The organism is Methylosinus sp. RM1 (assembly GCF_011378635.1).
GTDB lineage: Bacteria > Pseudomonadota > Alphaproteobacteria > Rhizobiales > Beijerinckiaceae > Methylosinus > Methylosinus sporium.
Genome location: NZ_WOVC01000003.1, coordinates 1 through 16,029 on the forward strand (window position 1 = coordinate 1; position 16,029 = coordinate 16,029).

A 16,029-nucleotide genomic window follows, 5' to 3' on the forward strand; every position below is an offset into this window, starting at 1 on the left:
TTCTCGTTCATCTTCGGATCCTTCCAGAGACATGGCTGTCCCTCCGAAGAATCTCACATCCGAAAATCCTTCCGAACCCAAAGAATCAATGGGGTCGCGACGGCGCTTACGCAGAGACGCCGCGGGGTCGCGTGCAATTATTGGCGACGACGAGGGCTCGCGGCGACGTCGCCTCGCCCCAGGGCGGGGAGCACGGCGTCTCACTTTAGCCGCTTGGAGGCAGGGGCTAGGTTTGCAGTCGCGCGAGGTTGCGTGACAAGAGTGTAAGGGCAGGGGGCGTAAGAGCGCCTCTCGGCTCAACGTATCCGTTCGCGCGCGGCGGCCAAAAGCTTGTCGAGTTTGGCACCTTCTATCGTGGTGTTGTTCGGCCCAATGATCGCCCTCGGCTCGCCTTCACGCATATTCATTGCGGCCGCGCGACTTATCGCGCTCTCTTTGCTTTCCAGTTCTCGAGACGACACAACGTCTCGCAGATCGAAATCATAGTATCTGACAACCCATTCGCTCATTGGCTCGACCTTCCGCAGTTGGCCGTTCGAATACAACGTCGGCGCGTCTACGCCTTCACAACGAGGTCGGCATGTTATAGAACGAAGGCAGAACAGGCAAGGGGAGCCACGCCCATGGTCCGGCGTTCAACGCGCTCGACGCCTTTATAAACAAGGAAAAGGTGCTTCAGGCGATCGGCGCATGTCGTGAGATGTTGTGCCAAGAGACGGCGCGCGTCGAGTCGTTCGGCGTGCTCTATCACGCGATAGGGAAAGTCACGGTGGCGATTGACGCGCTGGCCTTTATGCTGACGGGCCGGCGCGACTATTTCCACGATAAAAGAATGGGCCATCGAAGTGGAAAAACGATTCATCTAGCGTACTCAGACTTCCCGTATAGAGCTTGGGTCAATGGTTCCGTCTGATTTCAACAACGTGCGCGTAACGTTCGTTATTCCGTTCGCCTTTAAAAAAATGATGAAATCATTTTCGTAATCTATGTTTCGTTCGAATGCTGCTGACAATGACAGTAGCTCTATTCCGAAACGAGAAAGAGGATAACAGGGAATATCTAATTCACGTTCTGTCGGTGATGTGATTGTTAAAAAAGTTCCGCTCATTTTAAAAAGAATGGGGGCCGGAGCTGCCGGTATTTTATAATTTGTGTGTAAGAACCCAGATGTTCCAGATAGAACGTTATTATCTTCGCATTCTATGAATATATTAATGTCTTTGAAATTAGGTGACGTGAAAATGAAATTCGATGATATGGTATATGATAACGCTTTGTGAATTATGTTTCCATCTCGTGTATCTATCATTGATAGTAAGTGAAGCGAGCGTAGGCTGAAACTTTGTGGGTTTCTGATTTTTCCAGACAGAATGCGAGCCCACAACATTTGAATGTCGGCAGACCCCTTTTTCTCCGATAGGTGGCTGTATTCATTTAACCAGTCGTCATCTATTTCTGTCGGCGCGTCGGTGGTTTGGTTGGGACATTTTTCGTGTAAATCAGTTATTGCTAGTCTGGCTATTTCCTCTCTATTTGTTTGTCTAAGTATGCTTTCCGATAGCGAAAATTCGAGTGCGCGTTCCGCGAGGTTGCTATTTGTTTCAAGCCGATTTGGGAGTCGTTTGGAAGCTTCTTCGATCAACCTAAGGTCGGCGCTTGTCTTTGCTTGACGGATAAGCGTGCCTCGTTCAAAACGACCCGTTAGATTGTCCGAGCCGGCGAGCAATAGACGGCTTACCGCTTTGTCGAGGTTTCTTGCCGTCTGAGGCAGCGGTATCGTCGGAATCTGGAAACCGAGTAACGTGGAAAGCTTGTCGCTCAACGTCGGAAGGGCAGGCGTTAGATTTTCTGGAATGTGATTGGTTTCATCGGACATTGAAGCGTCAACCTTTGATTGGTCACGAAAGGTTCAGTTCCCGCGGATTTCCCGGAAAAGATCGTAGGCGAGCTTCACAGCGCCAAGCGCACTAGCAAGCCTTTTCCAGTCAACGCGGCGATGCCACTCGACGAAACGCTTACACAGGTAGGCGGCGATTTTCATGGAGTCGGTCTCCTCAGCAAGAAAAGTTGAAAGGCTGTTCTTGCGAAGGCACGCTTTATGTCCGCCAACTCTCCGAGGGCGTCAAGAGGGTTACGTGGGACCGACGACCCTCTGTGCATAAGTTCTTAGTCTGGTCGATGGTTGTCGCTCGGCTGTTGGCTTGCTCAGAGCTTAACCGGAATACGCTTTCAGGTTTCGATCATTCGACGGCCTTGGTCGTGGGGCCTTGAAGAGTTTTGCCCGTTTGTCCAGTACGTCGCTATGCTCGTCCTCATACGCCGTAAGGTTATAGGGACGCCGGCGTCATGCTCCAATGGGTATGTGACATCGGCGGATTTGACCTGTCGACATCACACTTCGTTTCCGGCAGATTTTATTCTGCTATCGCTATACAGCTTGCGCTATTTTATTGCGTGTTTTGATGCCATGTCGAGCAGAGCCCAAACGCTTCTAATAAGTTGGGCTATAGCAGTGGCCAATCTTAAGAGCATACTCAAACGCTTCATGCTTTCACCTTTGTTGTTGCAAGCGCACGCGGATTTGATCGCGATTTGCTGACGAAGGCAAGCGTAACAATGTTGAATAAATTATCCGACAATATATTGTTAATCACGAAGAGGCGCTTTTGACTTCAGCATTCGAGGCTGCAAGTGCCTGATATTGCTAACTTCGCTTGCGAGGTTTGATAGCCGTGCGGGGTCGGGCGCTCGACGTTATCCGATGATGCGCGCCACGCGTTTCGCTAACAGCTCGACAACCTCGCGTTTCTCTTTGAGCATGTCGTAGCGATCATAAACCCCGGTAACGTCCGAGCGTGTGTGATTCAGAAGTGCGCTTACGGCGTCACGTTCGGCACCTTCGGCGCGTGCGAGCGTCGCACCTGTCCGCCGGAGATCATGAGGCGAGAATGGTTTCGCCGAGTCCGGCTTTGCCTCATTCATCGCGGCAATGATGCGTTTGACGGCTTGCGACATGCTGTGCCGCGCTATCGATTCGGCGGCCTCATATCGCGAACAGAAGACATAGACGCCACCGCCGATCTTATCGCTATGCGCCATTGCCTCTCGTATGCAGGCGACTGCCGTCGCAGAGAGCGGGACCACATGCAGGCGACCATTCTTCGTCCTGTCACCCGGTATCGTCCAGAGAGCGCCATCTTTGGCGTCGAGGTCTAATTCGTCCCGGCGCATGGCGGCGACCTCCCCAGGGCGCGCACAGGTCAATAGAATGGTCCGCAGGGCGAGCTTGATAGATGGCCCGACGCTCGTCTCTAGGGCTTCCCACAGAGCTTTGACCTCGGCGTCAGACAGGACGCGATCTTTCGACCGTTCCGTTCCGCCCCGTCGTTTGGCCCCGGCGAGCAAGTTCTCGCCTATGAGATCGTTCTCGACGGCGAAGCCGAGCATAGTCCGTAGGCAGGCCTGTATACGATTTGCGCTCACGGGGGACGTCGTCGCTATCCCGTCCAGAAAGCCGAACAGGTCGGGCCGCCGCATGGCGGACAGTCTCTTTTCGCCCAGTTCCGCTACTGCCCTCGTCAAGAGCGCCTTATCGGCCTCCCATGATTTCTTCCGCGGCTTGATCCAATCGACATATTTATTGACGAGTTCGGCGAACGTCTGACCCTCCCGGTCTCGCCCGGAGCTGGCGGACGCTCCCCCGCAATCACCTTGGCGCGCACGGCGGCGCAGGCGGCTTGTGCTTCCTTCAGCTTCATGTCGGGCCAGCGTCCGAGCTTCACGCGCTGGGGTTTGGTCGATCCTTTCGGAGCGCCGAAGAAATAGAACGTCCGATCGGTCGGGCTGATTCGCAGGCGCAACCCCCGGCACCCTTCGTCCGATATCTCGAGGCGATCTTTGCCGGACGGCAGAGCAAAGGCTTTGATGAATGCTTCCGATAGCTTTTCGCCCATGGCTTTAGGCCCCTTGTCGTATGTGGAGCAGATTTAACCCATGGGTTAGAAATCTCCAAACGACGACCGACGAAGGGAGGCTAGGCGTGCCGATTAATGGCTAAAAAACAGCATATTACGGCTGCTGTCGGCTGCGCTCGGGAGATTAAATGAGACTGGGAGACAAGGGGTCGTGGGTTCGAATCCCGCCACTCCGACCATTTAACTATAAGATTCGATGTTGCTACCGCTCGTTTCAGAGCTGCGACGCTTCGGGTCGTCGCTCGCCGAGGAACGCGTCGGCGGATGGCCGGCCGCTCGCTCCCGCGCGACGCTGGAATCTGTATCGAAGCGCCTTCGCTCGGGCGTCGAACAGCGGCGGATGCTTGCATTCGGCTTCGCTCACGCTACTCTTCCGCGCGTTGGGCGAGCAGTCATATTCTCGAAAGCCGTTTTATGACGTCGAATATTGCGGATCACCGAAAATGGCTCAAAGAGCGGACCATCGGCAGCCTCACGAGATTTTCGAAGTGGCGCAAAGGCATAAAGATCGGTCTCGTGATCGGCGGCGGCTTCATCGCGGCCATAATGGGGGCCTCGGCCAATCTCGTCGAAGCCGACCACAAATGGCTCTTGTATAGTTTTCAGATATTCGGCGGCGTTTTGGTTCTCGTCGGCGGCGGCGTGCTGGAAATCGTCGACGAAGGCGCGGCCGATGCGATAGAGCGCGCCGACGCGCTCGCCGATCTCGTCGATGAGAGAGATCGGCAGATCGCCGATCTCGGTGTCGATTTCGAGTGGTTTACGCGACTCTATTCGACGGCCGCCGCGCTGCGTGAGGTCGTGGAAAGCGTCCTCGTCGCCGGCGCCGGAGACGAAGACGAGCAGCGCCGACGATTCGGCATGATGCTGGACATCGTCGTATCCGAAAAGGACATCCTCTTCGGAATGAACGCCGATCGTTGGAACTTCGCGATCTATATCTATTCTTTTCAAAGAGAGCTTCTGCAATGCGCCGTCTGCCGCAGGCCGATGCGCGTCGAGGAGATGGCCCCGCATCGATCCTGGAAGCCGGGTGAGGGGCATGTCGGAATAGCTTTTCAGACGCGTCGAGAAATCGTCGCCGGCGATACGTCGGGGCCGGAGGCGAGGGCCTTGTTCGACGGTCCGGACCCGAATCGGCGCGAGGAAGACCTCGCGAGATATCGCTCGATCGCTTCCATTCCCATCGGGGCGAGCGCGGATGAAATCATCGGGGTCGTCGTCGCGACCAGCGATGTGCCCGGCCGGTTCTGGATTCGGCGAGGTGAGGACGAGCGGGCGAGCGATCCGGTCGAGCCGTTGTGGATTCTCGCGAACGCCCTTGCCATGGTCGCGAAAATTGCCGATCTTCAATGCGAGCGAACAGAGGCGATCGAGTCATGAAGAAACCATTGGCTCAGAATTGGCCGAAGCCGGACCTGGAAACACTCGACCGGGAAATCGGGAGCAGGATGCATCGGCTTTCGGCCGGCCGGGCGAGCGCGCAGGACGCCAGCGAGGCGAGCAAGCTCATTCGTGACCGCGCCGACTTCATGATGCCCGGGATTTTCCAGCGATTGAGCACAGGCGGACAGAAAAAGAAGGCGGGCTGAAAAGGCGCTGGGCGGCTCGGCGGCTGCGCCAGGGTTGATTATCTCCCGCCGCGCGCGAGTTCGTTACGGTCGTTAACCGTGGACGAAAGGCGCAGCCCATGTCGGAGACGCTCATCAATCTCATTATCCAGCTCTTCGCCGGCGCGGCCGGCGGCTCAGGCGTCGCCAAGGCCAATAAGAATTTCGATCTCGGCCCCATCGCGAACGCCATTGTCGGCGCGCTCGGCGGCGCGGGCGGCGGCTCCATACTCACCTCACTCGTTCCGGCGCTGGCCGGCGCGGCGGGCAATGGCGGCTTCGATATCGCCGTCTTCGCCGGACAGCTCGTCGGCGGCGGCGTGTCGGGCGCGATCGTCACCGCCATCGTCGGCCTCATCCGCAACGCTCTCGTTCAGAAGCAGCGGGCGTGACGCCGCTTCGCGCGGACCCGTAGACGCATCGGCCGAATATCGGCATACCGATTGCGTAGAACGCTTCCAAAAGACGCCCTCCTCGCGAGGGCGTCGGATGCGGGTTCGTGCGAAAGGGCGAAGACAGTGGCCGATGAAGCATCAGTCTTGAAAGCGCTGGAGAGCGTCGCCGGTCCAGACGGCAAATCGATTGTCGCGGCCGGCCTCGTCAGCGGAGTCAATGTGTCGGGGGCCAAGGCCTTCGTCTCGCTCACCGGCGATCCGGCGCGGGCCAAGGAGCTCGAGGTGCTGCGCGTCGCCGTGGAGGGCGCCGTGAAGACCGTGCCGGGGATAGAGTCGGCGATCGTGACGCTGACCGCCGAGCGGGCGCCGGCGCCCGCCGCTCCGCCTCCGGGTCAGGCGCCGCAGCGCAAGACGATCGCCGCGATCGAGAAGATCAAATATATCGTCGCGGTTTCCTCGGGCAAAGGCGGCGTCGGAAAATCGACAACCTCCGCCAATCTGGCGCTCGGCCTCGCGGCGCAGGGCTGGCGCGTCGGCCTTCTGGACGCCGATATCTACGGCCCCTCGGCGCCGCGGCTGTTCGGCCTCAAGGGCCAGCCGGAGGTCGTCGGCAACAAGATGATTCCGCTCGAGGCCTATGGGCTCAAGATCATGTCCATAGGATTTCTCGTCGAGGAGGACGTGCCCATGGTCTGGCGCGGGCCGATGGTGGCGCAGGCGCTCGGCCAGATGCTCGGCGAGGTCGCCTGGGGCGAGCTGGACGCGCTCGTCGTCGACATGCCGCCCGGCACCGGCGACGCGCAGCTGACCATGGCGCAGCAAGTGCCGCTCGCCGGCGCGGTCGTCGTCTCGACGCCGCAGGATCTGGCGCTGATCGACGCGCGCCGCGGCGTGGCCATGTTCCAGAAGGTCTCGACGCCCATTCTCGGCATCATCGAGAATATGAGCTATTTCCTCTGCCCGCATTGCGGCGGCCGCACCGACATCTTCTCGCATGGCGGAGCGCGGCAGGACGCCGAGGCGCTGGGCGTGCCTTTCCTCGGCGAGGTGCCGCTCGATCTCGCCATCCGCCAGACCTCGGACGCCGGCACGCCGGTCGTGGCCTCCGCGCCGGACGGGCCCCATGCGGCGATCTACAAGGAACTCGCCGCCAAGGTGAAGAATTTGCTGGAGACGCAGTCGCGTCGCGCGCCGCCGAAAATCGTCGTCGGCTGATCGCCCGAACAGAGGCTCCGTCCGCTGAGGCGGCGGAGCCTCGCGAGCCCCCTGTCAGAGATGGGTCGGGATGAAGGAATCGTCGCCGAGGTCGAACTTGTAGTTCCAGCCGATGGAGACTTCGGTTCCGCGGAGCCAGAGATTGACATTGGCGGCCTGATTATAGGCGCCGAACGGCGTCGATGGCGTCTGCGGCAGAGCCTCGCGCCCGCGGACGCTGTTCTTGAAGCCATAGACGAAGGCGAGATCGATCGTCGAATTCTTTGTGATGGCGTAGCTCAGGCCGGCGCTCGCATGATGCGCATTGATGATCGGCGCGAGCAGGTTGAGGGTCACGCTGTCCGTCGGGATCGGATTGGTCGCATAATGATAGCCGAGGCGCAGGGCGAGGCCGGGCTGGACGCGCCATTCGACGCCGAAGGACGCCGAATCCGTGTCCTTCCAGCCGAAGCCGGGGCCATTCGAAGAGCCGAGGGTCCGATAGAGAACCGGGAAGCTCGGATTGCTCACCGAGGAGACGCCCGAATAGAAGATATGGCGCCAATCGGCCATCACGGTGAGGTCGGGCGTCACGTCATAGGCGACGCCGGCGACGATCGACGCCGGAATGTCGAAGCGGCCGCCATCGGCGAAAAGCCCCGCATATTTGGCGAAGCGCGTCATGAACATCGGCGTCGAGGCGGCCGCGCCGATACGAAACTGATCGGTCACGCGCCATTGCATACCGAAGCGGACGCCGCCGCCGAAGGACCAGTCGTAGCCATTGTCGGACAGGCGATACATGTCGCTCGAATAGGGCGAGAAGGATTTGAGGCCCTGGAGATTGATCATCTGCACCGCGAGCGTCGGCGCTATGCCGATCGCCAGCGAGCCGAATTTCTGCGCATAGGCGAAGCTGGTGAAAGACTGTTCCAGATTGACGCCGGCGTAGCCGCCGCCGAAGGGGCCGCCCAACGGCGGGTGATAATGGCCGAAATCGAAAGAAGTGGCGATGCCGCCATTGCCGTAGGAGGCCGTGCCCCAGGACGAATTGGCGTCGATCGGCGAGACATAGGCGCTGTTGGGCACAGGGAAGATCGGCCGTCCGCTGCGAATGTCGCCGGGCGCCACCACTTTGGGCAGGCCTTCGGTCGAATAGCCCCGCTCCGGCATGACGGCGCTTATGCCCAGATGCATCTGGCGCTCGAGATCGACGATGCCGGCCGGATTGACGGAAAGCGCCATGGACTCGCGCGAATCGGCGACGCCGGCGCCGCCCAGCGCCTTTTGGCGCGGACCATAGCCGATCAGAAAATAGCCGTCCGCGGCGAGCGCCGGAGTCGCGAGCGAGGCTGTGAGAGCCGCCGTCGAGACGAGATTACGCCAGGAATATCCGCTCATTTATCGCCCCGCCCCAGATCGGTCGCCGTTCACACGCCATTTAGCAGCACTCGGCAACCCCGGCGGCGTTCGTATCCCACGACTCACTATTGTTTTCGACCCTATCAGAGCGAGGGGCTCGCGACAGCGCTATCGCCCGGACGCCCGTGAATATTTCGGGGCCTGTCACGTTTTTGCCACAGCCGCGGCCTGCGGGCTTGCCGCGATACGAGGCCGCGGATAAAATTGGCCGATGGCGAGGGGCGCCGCTCCGCTGAGGAGAGGCTGAGAAGCACCCATCGAACCTGATCCGGGTAATGCCGGCGCGAGGGAAGGCCAGCAGGACGCGTCATCCGATTTTTCGGAGCGGCGCGCCCGACTTCGTCGCCCGCCGCCCATCCGTCCAAGCAGGGAGCGCGACGATGAACGTGCAGGACAAACGCCCCACGACTCCTGAGAGCGTGACCACCGGGCCGATCGGCGCCTCGCGCAAGCTCTATTCCTCCCCGCGCGGCCGCGAGGATATTCGCGTCCCCGTGCGTGAAATCGCCCTTCATCCATCCGCCGGCGCCGCGCCTTTGCGCGTCTACGATCCTTCCGGCCCCTATAGCTGCGCCGGTTTCACGCCCGATCTTTCGGCCGGCCTGCCGGCGGCGCGCCGCTGGCTCGAGAGCCGCGCCGGGCTCGAGGCCTATGACGGCCGCGCGGTGAGGCCGGAGGACAATGGCTTCGTCGGCGAGGATCGGCTGGTTCCGCCTTGTCCCGCGCCGCGCGCCATCCGCCGCGCCGCCGGCTCGGCGCCGGCGACGCAGCTCGAATTCGCGCGCGCCGGAATCGTCACCGAGGAGATGATCTATGTCGCGCATCGCGAGAATCTCTGCCGCGAGCGCGCCTTCGCGCAGGCGGGGGAGCGGATCGAGGCGGGGGAGGGCTTCGGCGCCGCGCTTCCGGCTTTCGTGACGCCGGATTTCGTGCGCGAGGAGATCGCCCGCGGGCGCGCCATCATCCCTGCCAACATCAATCATCCGGAAGCCGAGCCGATGATCATCGGCCGCAATTTCCTGGTGAAGGTCAATGCCAATATCGGCAATTCGGCCATCACCTCTTCGGTCGCCGAGGAGGTGGAGAAGATGGTGTGGGCGATCCGCTGGGGCGCCGATACGGTGATGGACCTCTCCACCGGGCGCAATATTCACAATATCCGCGACTGGATCATCCGCAATTCGCCCGTGCCGATCGGCACAGTGCCGATCTATCAGGCGCTGGAGAAGGTCGGCGGCGACGCCACCAAGCTCGATTGGGAGGTGTTCAAGGACACGCTGATCGAGCAGGCGGAGCAGGGCGTCGATTACTTCACCATTCACGCCGGCGTGCGTCTCGCCCATGTGCCGCTCACAGCCGATCGCGTGACCGGCATCGTCTCGCGCGGCGGCTCGATCATGGCGCGCTGGTGCCTCTCGCGACATTCGGAGAGCTTCCTCTATGAGCGCTTCGACGAGATCTGCGACATCATGCGCCGCTATGACGTCTCCTTCTCGCTCGGCGATGGATTGCGTCCGGGCTGCATCGCCGACGCCAATGACGCAGCGCAATTCGCCGAGCTGGAGACGCTCGGCGAATTGACCAAGATCGCCTGGGACAAGGGCTGCCAAGTGATGATCGAAGGCCCCGGCCATGTGCCGATGCACAAGATCAAAGTGAATATGGAAAAGCAGCTGCGCGATTGCGGTGAGGCGCCCTTCTACACGCTCGGGCCGCTCGTCACCGACATAGCGCCCGGCTATGATCACATCACTTCCGCCATCGGCGCCGCGATGATCGGCTGGTTCGGCACGGCTATGCTCTGCTATGTGACGCCCAAGGAGCATCTCGGCCTGCCGGATCGCGAGGATGTGAAGACCGGCGTCATCACTTATCGCATCGCGGCTCATGCGGCCGATCTCGCCAAGGGCCATCCCGCAGCGCAAGAGCGCGACAATGCGATGAGCAGAGCGCGTTTCGACTTCCGCTGGGAGGATCAGTTCGACATCGGGCTCGATCCCGACACGGCGCGCCGCTATCATGACGAGACCCTGCCCAAGGAGGCGCATAAGCTCGCGCATTTCTGCTCCATGTGCGGGCCGAAATTCTGCTCCATGCAGATCACGCGCGATCTGCGCGAGGAGGCAGCCGCCATCGCCGAGCGCGACAAGGGCTTTGCCGAGAAGAGCGCGGAGTTTCTCGAGAAAGGCGCAAAAATCTACGTGGCGGAATGAGCTTGTCGCGCGCTTCGTTCGATTCTACGGTCGCGGCGGCGGGCGGCGTTTCGACATGCGACTTGTTGTCATTCTTTTCCTCGTGATCTTCTCGGCGCCTGCCGGCGCGGACGTCGGCATGGGGGACGCCGCCGCAGCGGCGTTGGCGGCGAAAGCCGCGCGAGACGACGCGGCGTCGCTGGCCGCTTTGGAGCGGGCCGCAGAGGGCGGCGACGTCGACGCGCAGTTTCGACTCGGCGCCCTTTATCTCGAGAGCGGGCCTCGGCAGAATTTCTCCGAGGCGATGAGATGGTTTCGGCGAGCGTCCGATCAGGGGGATGCGGTCGCGGCCTATAATATTGGCGTTCTCTATCTGCAGGGGAACGGAGTCGATCCGAACGACGAGGCCGCCGCCGAATGGTTCTTTCTCGCCTGGGCAAGAGGAAGCGTCGATGCGCGATACAATCTGGCGCAAATGTGCGCGCGAGGACGCGGCGTCGCCTGCGATCGTCGTGATCCGATCAATTGGCTCATAGAGGCCGCAGAGCGCGGACATTTGGGCGCGCAAAGAGATTTGGGCAGACGTTACTATGAGGGCGACGGCGTCGCGCGCGATGGCGTGAAAGCGCGGAAATGGCTGGGCGAAGCCGCCTCGCGCGACGATGCGCACGCGCTGAACGCGCTCGGCGTGATGATGGCGGCCGGCGATGGAGGCGCGCGAGATTCCCGAGCGGCCTGCGCGATTTTCGAGAAAGCGGCGAAGCAAGGCCTGGACGCCGCGCAATATAATTACGGCAATTGCCTTTTCAGCGGAACGATGGGGCGAAAAGACGCGCTCGGCGCCGTCGACTGGTTCCGCCGGGCGGCCGAGCAAGGCTTCGCCCAGGCGCAGTTCAATCTGGGCGTCGCTTATCGAAACGGGGATGGCGTCGCGCGCGACGAGAGGCTCGCGCTCACCTGGATCGAAGAGGCGGCGAAGCGCGGTCATGAACCGGCGAAGGAATATCTTCGTGGATCGAGCGCCTCTCCGCCGCGATAGAGAGGCGCGCCAAATCCGAGGCGCCCAAAGTCTCATGCTGCATTGCAAAAATAGCGGCCTGCCGCGCGCGTCTCGCTCTGTTCACATCGGCGCCAAAGAACTGTCAATTACATTGACAGGCGCAGCGAAAACAGCCTATTTGCCCGCGGGACGATGCGCCCTGTAACAAAATAAGGGACAAATGCTCCCTGCGTCCAAAAGAGGGAAACGGCAAATGAACATTCGCGCCATTGTGACGGCCGCTGCTCTGTCGCTCGGCATGGTCGGTCCGGTTTTCGCCGGTTGCGACATCAAGGATGAAGATGCGAAGGGCGTCTGCGTCGACAAGTGCTTCTTCGAATATGTCTCCATCAAGAATCGCTTCTCGTCGACCCCCGCTTCCATCGAGAAGGCGAAGTCCGACAAGGACGCCTGCTACACGAAGTGCGGCTGCGAGCCGGCTTCGGTGAAGGAATAATCCTTATCGAATCGACGCGAATTCGGCGGGAGCGTCTCCCGCTGCCGCGATCGTGACGCCGCCGGGCGCGCGATATTTCGCGCGCCCAGGACGGCGTCCATCGTCTCGGACCCTGTCGAGCGGATTTTAGAGTCCATCTGGACATCGCATCGATCGGCCGTCGCGCGTCGATGTTCGAGCATCTCATAAATCGCTGCATCACAGCCGATGTCGCGATGGACGGCCGCCCCCCCAATTCGAAACGAGCGCAATTCGAAACGAGCGCCGCGCCCCGTCACAATCGACGGAGCTTTCGGTTGTCTCGCGTCCCGGACCCGCTATTGTGCGGGGCATGACAGAAAAGCAGGAAGCCGTCATCGGCGTCGTCACCGCCTCCGATCGCGCCAGCGCCGGCGTCTATGAGGACATCAGCGGACCGGCCATCGCCGCCTATTTCGAGAAGGTGCTGACGACGCCCTTCCGCATCGAGCGGCGGCTCATCCCCGATGGTTTCGAGAGCGTGCGCGACACGCTCATCGAACTCGCCGACAATTTCGGCTGCGACCTCGTCGTCACCACGGGCGGGACAGGACCCTCTCCCCGCGATCTGACGCCGGAGGCGACGCTGGCCGCGGCGCCGCGCGAATTGCCCGGCTTCGGCGAGCTGATGCGCAAAGTGTCGCTGGCGCAGACGCCGACCGCCATCCTCTCGCGGCAATTGGCCGCGCATCGCGGCAAATGCCTCGTCATCAACCTGCCCGGAAAGCCGGCCGCCATAGAGCTGTGCCTCGACGCCGTGATGCCGGCCGTGCCCTATTGTCTCGATCTCATCGGCGCGGCCTATATAGAGACCGATCCGGCGCGCGTCGTCGCCTTCCGCCCGAAAGGCAAATAGCCGCCCGATCGGGTGGGGCGTCTCCCCTTCTCTTTCGCGCATCGGGGCTGTATAGACTGGCCGCCGGCCCGAGTGAGGCCGCGCGGATTCAAGGGGGGCGAGCGTCATGAGCGATGTGCGGCTGGTCGTCGTCGGCGCCGCCGGCCGCATGGGCCGGATGCTGATCGCCGCCGCCGGCGAGACGAAAGGGGTCGCGCTGACCGGAGCGGTCGTGTCGCCCAATTCGCTCGTCCTCGGAGAGGACGCCGGCCTGCTGGTCGGGCGGCCCGCCAATGGCGTGCGGCTCTCAGCCGATGCGGCGGCCGCGCTGGCGACCGCCGATGTGGCCATTGATTTTTCGACGCCCGCGACGACAGTGGCGGCGGCCGGCCTCGCTGCGGCGCAGGGCGTCGCCCATGTCATCGGCACGACCGGCTTTTCGAGCGACGATCTCGCTGCGCTCGCCGTGGCGGCCGAGCGCGTTCCCGTGGTGCGCTCCGGCAATATGAGCCTCGGCGTCAATCTTCTCGCCGTGCTGGTGGAGCGCGCCGCCAAGGCGCTCGGCCCGGCGTGGGACATAGAAATCGTCGAAATGCACCACCGCATGAAGGTGGACGCCCCTTCCGGCACGGCGCTGCTTCTGGGCGAGGCGGCGGCGCGGGGGCGGGAGGTTTCCCTCGCCGAGCATAGCGCCCGCGCCCGCGACGGGCTCACCGGCGCGCGCCGCGAGGGCGACATAGGCTTCGCCTCGCTGCGCGGCGGCACTGTGGTGGGCGAGCATTCGGTGATTTTCGCCGGGGCGGGGGAGCGCATCGAGCTCGCCCATCGCGCCGAGGATCGCGGCATTTTCGCGCGCGGCGCCATCGCCGCCGCTCTTTGGACGCGAGGCCGGCCGGCCGGCCTCTATTCCATGGCCGATGTGCTCGGCCTCGCCGGCGCCTGAGCGCGCGCCGCATCGTTCGATTCGAGGGACATAGCCCGCATGGACCGTATTCTCGTCCTCCTCCGCCATGGCGAAAGCGAGTGGAACGCCAAGAACCTGTTCACGGGCTGGAAGAATCCCGATCTGACCCCCAAGGGGATCGACGAGGCGCGGCGGTCCGGACGCGAGCTCAAGCGCATGGATCTGCGCTTCAACATCGGCTTCACCTCGCTGCTGCTGCGCGCGCAGCATACGCTCGATCTCGTCTTTCAGGAGCTCGGGCAGAAGGATGTGCCGGTCATTCGCAGCCGCTCGCTGAACGAGCGCCATTACGGCGACCTCTCCGGCCTCAACAAGGACGAGGCGCGCCAGCAATGGGGGGAGGAGCAGGTGCGGCTGTGGCGGCGCTCCTATGACGTCGCGCCGCCCGGCGGCGAGAGCCTCAAGGATACGGTGGCGCGCGTGCTGCCCTTCTACTGCCAGGAGATTTTGCCGCGCGCCATGCGCGGCGAGCGCGTGCTGGTCGCCGCGCATGGCAATTCGCTGCGCGCGCTGGCCATGGTGCTCGATCGGCTGACGCCCGAATCTGTGTCCTCGCTCGAGATCGCCACCGGCGTGCCGATCGTCTATCGGCTCAATTCCGATTCGACCGTCGCGACCAAGGAAGTGCTCGACCGGTGACGCGCGGCCGCTCCGCGTCCGAGGGAGCGATCATGGCGGAGATGGAGCCGGGCGTTCGCCTCTATCGCGGCTATTTCGACGAGGCCGCGCAGACGGCGCTGCTGCGCGAATTGGAGAGCGTGATCGCCGCCGCGCCTTTTTTCACGCCGACCATGCCACGCACGGGACAGCCCTTCTCCGTGCGCATGACCAATTGCGGTCCGCTCGGCTGGCTCAGCGATCAGTCGCGCGGCTATCGCTATGAGGCGCGCCATCCCGAAACCGGCGCGCCCTGGCCGCCCATGCCGCAAATGCTGCTCGACGCCTGGGCCGCGCTGGCCGAGCATCCGCATCCGCCGCAGGCCTGCCTCGTCAATTTCTATGCGCCGGATGCGCGAATGGGACTGCATCAGGATCGCGACGAGGCCGATTTTTCGGCGCCGATCCTCTCGGTTTCTCTCGGCGCCGATTGCCGATTTCGTCTCGGCGGCGCGAGGCGCTCCGATTCGTCGCGCGTCTTCGCGCTGTCGTCGGGCGATGTGCTGACGCTGGGCGGGCCGGCGCGGCTGCGCTTTCACGGCGTCGATCGGCTGCTGCCGGAACTCGCGCCGAAGCTCGCCTCGCCGCTCTTTTCCGCGGGCGGACGCATAAATCTGACGCTGCGCCGCGTTACATAATGAGATTTCACGCTGCGTTCAGCGAGCGGAGCATATTGTCACCAATAGCGCTCCGATATAGTTTCCCGGCCGCGGGATGAACGATCGGCGCTGGCGTCACGCCTGGGGCCGGAAAGACCAAGACAGTCGGTTCCCAGGGGACGACGCTTCGAGGAAAGGAACGAGGATGCATATCATTTCCAAACTGGCGCTCGCTGCGAGCGTCGCTTACGTCGCCACGGCCGGCCAGGCGATCGCCGCCGGCGATCCCGCGGCGGGCGAGAAGGTCTTCAACAAGTGCAAGGCCTGCCACCAAGTCGGCGAGACGGCGAAGAACGCCGTCGCTCCCGAGCTCAACGGCATCAACGGCCGCAAGGCCGCTACGGTCGAGGGCTACACCTATTCCGACGCGCTCAAGGGCTCCGGCATCACCTGGGACGAGGCCGCCTTCAAGGAGTTCGTCAAGAATCCGAAGGCCAAGGTCGCCGGCACCAAAATGGTGTTCCCGGGCCTCGCCTCCGAGGCGGACCAGGACAATGTCTGGGCCTATCTCAGCCAGTTCGGCGCGGACGGCAAGAAGAAGTAATCCGAATCTTTCGTTCGGTTGGCGAAAGCGGCCCTCGCGGGCCGCTTTTTCTTTTGCCGGATAGAGGCT

19 protein-coding genes and 1 riboswitch are annotated in these 16,029 nt (G+C 62.2%); of the genes, 12 read left to right on the top strand and 7 right to left on the bottom strand.

All coding sequences use genetic code 11. The annotated features are described in order from the left end of the window. Positions 1-296: 296 nt before the first annotated feature. The 6 genes from FMZ75_RS02390 to FMZ75_RS02410 all read right to left on the bottom strand — a co-directional run bounded on the left by FMZ75_RS02390 (position 297) and on the right by FMZ75_RS02410 (position 3,953). The gene (locus FMZ75_RS02390) at positions 297-509 is read right to left on the bottom strand and encodes a hypothetical protein (RefSeq protein WP_166141179.1); all 213 of its coding nucleotides are present in this window, start codon (positions 507-509) and stop codon (positions 297-299) included. A gap of 74 nt (positions 510-583) precedes the next feature. Then, complete coding sequence (locus FMZ75_RS02395; RefSeq protein ID WP_166141180.1) at positions 584-862, bottom strand: hypothetical protein; 279 nt, start codon at positions 860-862, stop codon at positions 584-586. Positions 863-871: 9 nt separating this feature from the next. Then, entirely contained in the window at positions 872-1,876 is a 1,005-nt protein-coding gene (locus FMZ75_RS02400) for a DUF2806 domain-containing protein (RefSeq protein ID WP_166141181.1), read from the bottom strand. 33 nt (positions 1,877-1,909) lie between these two features. After that, complete coding sequence (locus tag FMZ75_RS21860; RefSeq protein ID WP_255461768.1) at positions 1,910-2,041, bottom strand: hypothetical protein; 132 nt, start codon at positions 2,039-2,041, stop codon at positions 1,910-1,912. Positions 2,042-2,754: 713 nt separating this feature from the next. Further along, positions 2,755-3,447, bottom strand: coding sequence for a site-specific integrase (locus FMZ75_RS02405; protein WP_166141182.1), 693 nt, complete (start codon positions 3,445-3,447; stop codon positions 2,755-2,757). Between the two features lie 131 nt (positions 3,448-3,578). Beyond that, positions 3,579-3,953 (bottom strand): integrase arm-type DNA-binding domain-containing protein, encoded by a 375-nt coding sequence (locus FMZ75_RS02410; protein ID WP_166141183.1) that lies wholly within the window; start codon positions 3,951-3,953, stop codon positions 3,579-3,581. A 435-nt stretch (positions 3,954-4,388) separates the two neighbouring features. Between FMZ75_RS02410 and FMZ75_RS02415 the strand changes: the two genes are divergently transcribed. The 4 genes from FMZ75_RS02415 to FMZ75_RS02430 all read left to right on the top strand — a co-directional run bounded on the left by FMZ75_RS02415 (position 4,389) and on the right by FMZ75_RS02430 (position 7,194). Then, on the top strand, positions 4,389-5,357 hold the full coding sequence (locus FMZ75_RS02415; RefSeq protein WP_166141184.1) for a hypothetical protein: 969 nt from the start codon (positions 4,389-4,391) through the stop codon (positions 5,355-5,357). After that, the gene (locus tag FMZ75_RS02420; protein ID WP_108918327.1) at positions 5,354-5,566 is read left to right on the top strand and encodes a hypothetical protein; all 213 of its coding nucleotides are present in this window, start codon (positions 5,354-5,356) and stop codon (positions 5,564-5,566) included. Before FMZ75_RS02415 ends, FMZ75_RS02420 begins: the two co-directional genes overlap by 4 nt. Positions 5,567-5,664: 98 nt before the next feature. Next, positions 5,665-5,976, top strand: coding sequence for a hypothetical protein (locus tag FMZ75_RS02425; protein ID WP_108918328.1), 312 nt, complete (start codon positions 5,665-5,667; stop codon positions 5,974-5,976). A 126-nt stretch (positions 5,977-6,102) separates the two neighbouring features. Beyond that, a complete protein-coding gene (locus FMZ75_RS02430) occupies positions 6,103-7,194 on the top strand; it encodes an Mrp/NBP35 family ATP-binding protein (protein WP_108918329.1) in 1,092 nt (363 codons plus the stop codon). Between the two features lie 54 nt (positions 7,195-7,248). Here FMZ75_RS02430 and FMZ75_RS02435 read toward each other — a convergent pair whose 3' ends face one another. Next, the gene (locus tag FMZ75_RS02435) at positions 7,249-8,574 is read right to left on the bottom strand and encodes an OmpP1/FadL family transporter (RefSeq protein WP_166141185.1); all 1,326 of its coding nucleotides are present in this window, start codon (positions 8,572-8,574) and stop codon (positions 7,249-7,251) included. A 228-nt stretch (positions 8,575-8,802) separates the two neighbouring features. Then, positions 8,803-8,904: riboswitch (TPP riboswitch) on the top strand. Between the two features lie 71 nt (positions 8,905-8,975). Here FMZ75_RS02435 and thiC point away from each other — a divergent pair. The 8 genes from thiC to FMZ75_RS02475 all read left to right on the top strand — a co-directional run bounded on the left by thiC (position 8,976) and on the right by FMZ75_RS02475 (position 15,960). Continuing rightward, positions 8,976-10,808, top strand: a complete 1,833-nt coding sequence (gene thiC, locus FMZ75_RS02440; RefSeq protein WP_166141186.1) for a phosphomethylpyrimidine synthase ThiC — start codon at positions 8,976-8,978, stop codon at positions 10,806-10,808. Between the two features lie 55 nt (positions 10,809-10,863). Further along, on the top strand, positions 10,864-11,826 hold the full coding sequence (locus FMZ75_RS02445) for a tetratricopeptide repeat protein (protein ID WP_166141187.1): 963 nt from the start codon (positions 10,864-10,866) through the stop codon (positions 11,824-11,826). A 214-nt stretch (positions 11,827-12,040) separates the two neighbouring features. Further along, a complete protein-coding gene (locus FMZ75_RS02450) occupies positions 12,041-12,283 on the top strand; it encodes a hypothetical protein (RefSeq protein ID WP_108918333.1) in 243 nt (80 codons plus the stop codon). A 331-nt stretch (positions 12,284-12,614) separates the two neighbouring features. Continuing rightward, positions 12,615-13,157: a molybdopterin adenylyltransferase gene (mog, locus tag FMZ75_RS02455; RefSeq protein WP_108918582.1), complete on the top strand. Its 543-nt coding sequence runs from the start codon at positions 12,615-12,617 to the stop codon at positions 13,155-13,157. A gap of 106 nt (positions 13,158-13,263) precedes the next feature. Further along, positions 13,264-14,079, top strand: a complete 816-nt coding sequence (gene dapB / locus FMZ75_RS02460; RefSeq protein WP_166141188.1) for a 4-hydroxy-tetrahydrodipicolinate reductase — start codon at positions 13,264-13,266, stop codon at positions 14,077-14,079. 39 nt (positions 14,080-14,118) lie between these two features. Next, positions 14,119-14,739 carry a 2,3-bisphosphoglycerate-dependent phosphoglycerate mutase gene (locus FMZ75_RS02465; protein ID WP_108918584.1) on the top strand — a complete coding sequence of 207 codons (621 nt, stop codon included), beginning with the start codon at positions 14,119-14,121 and terminating at the stop codon, positions 14,737-14,739. 32 nt (positions 14,740-14,771) lie between these two features. After that, positions 14,772-15,395: an alpha-ketoglutarate-dependent dioxygenase AlkB gene (locus tag FMZ75_RS02470; protein ID WP_166141189.1), complete on the top strand. Its 624-nt coding sequence runs from the start codon at positions 14,772-14,774 to the stop codon at positions 15,393-15,395. Positions 15,396-15,561: 166 nt separating this feature from the next. Next, complete coding sequence (locus FMZ75_RS02475; protein WP_166141190.1) at positions 15,562-15,960, top strand: cytochrome c-554; 399 nt, start codon at positions 15,562-15,564, stop codon at positions 15,958-15,960. Positions 15,961-16,029: the final 69 nt, after the last annotated feature.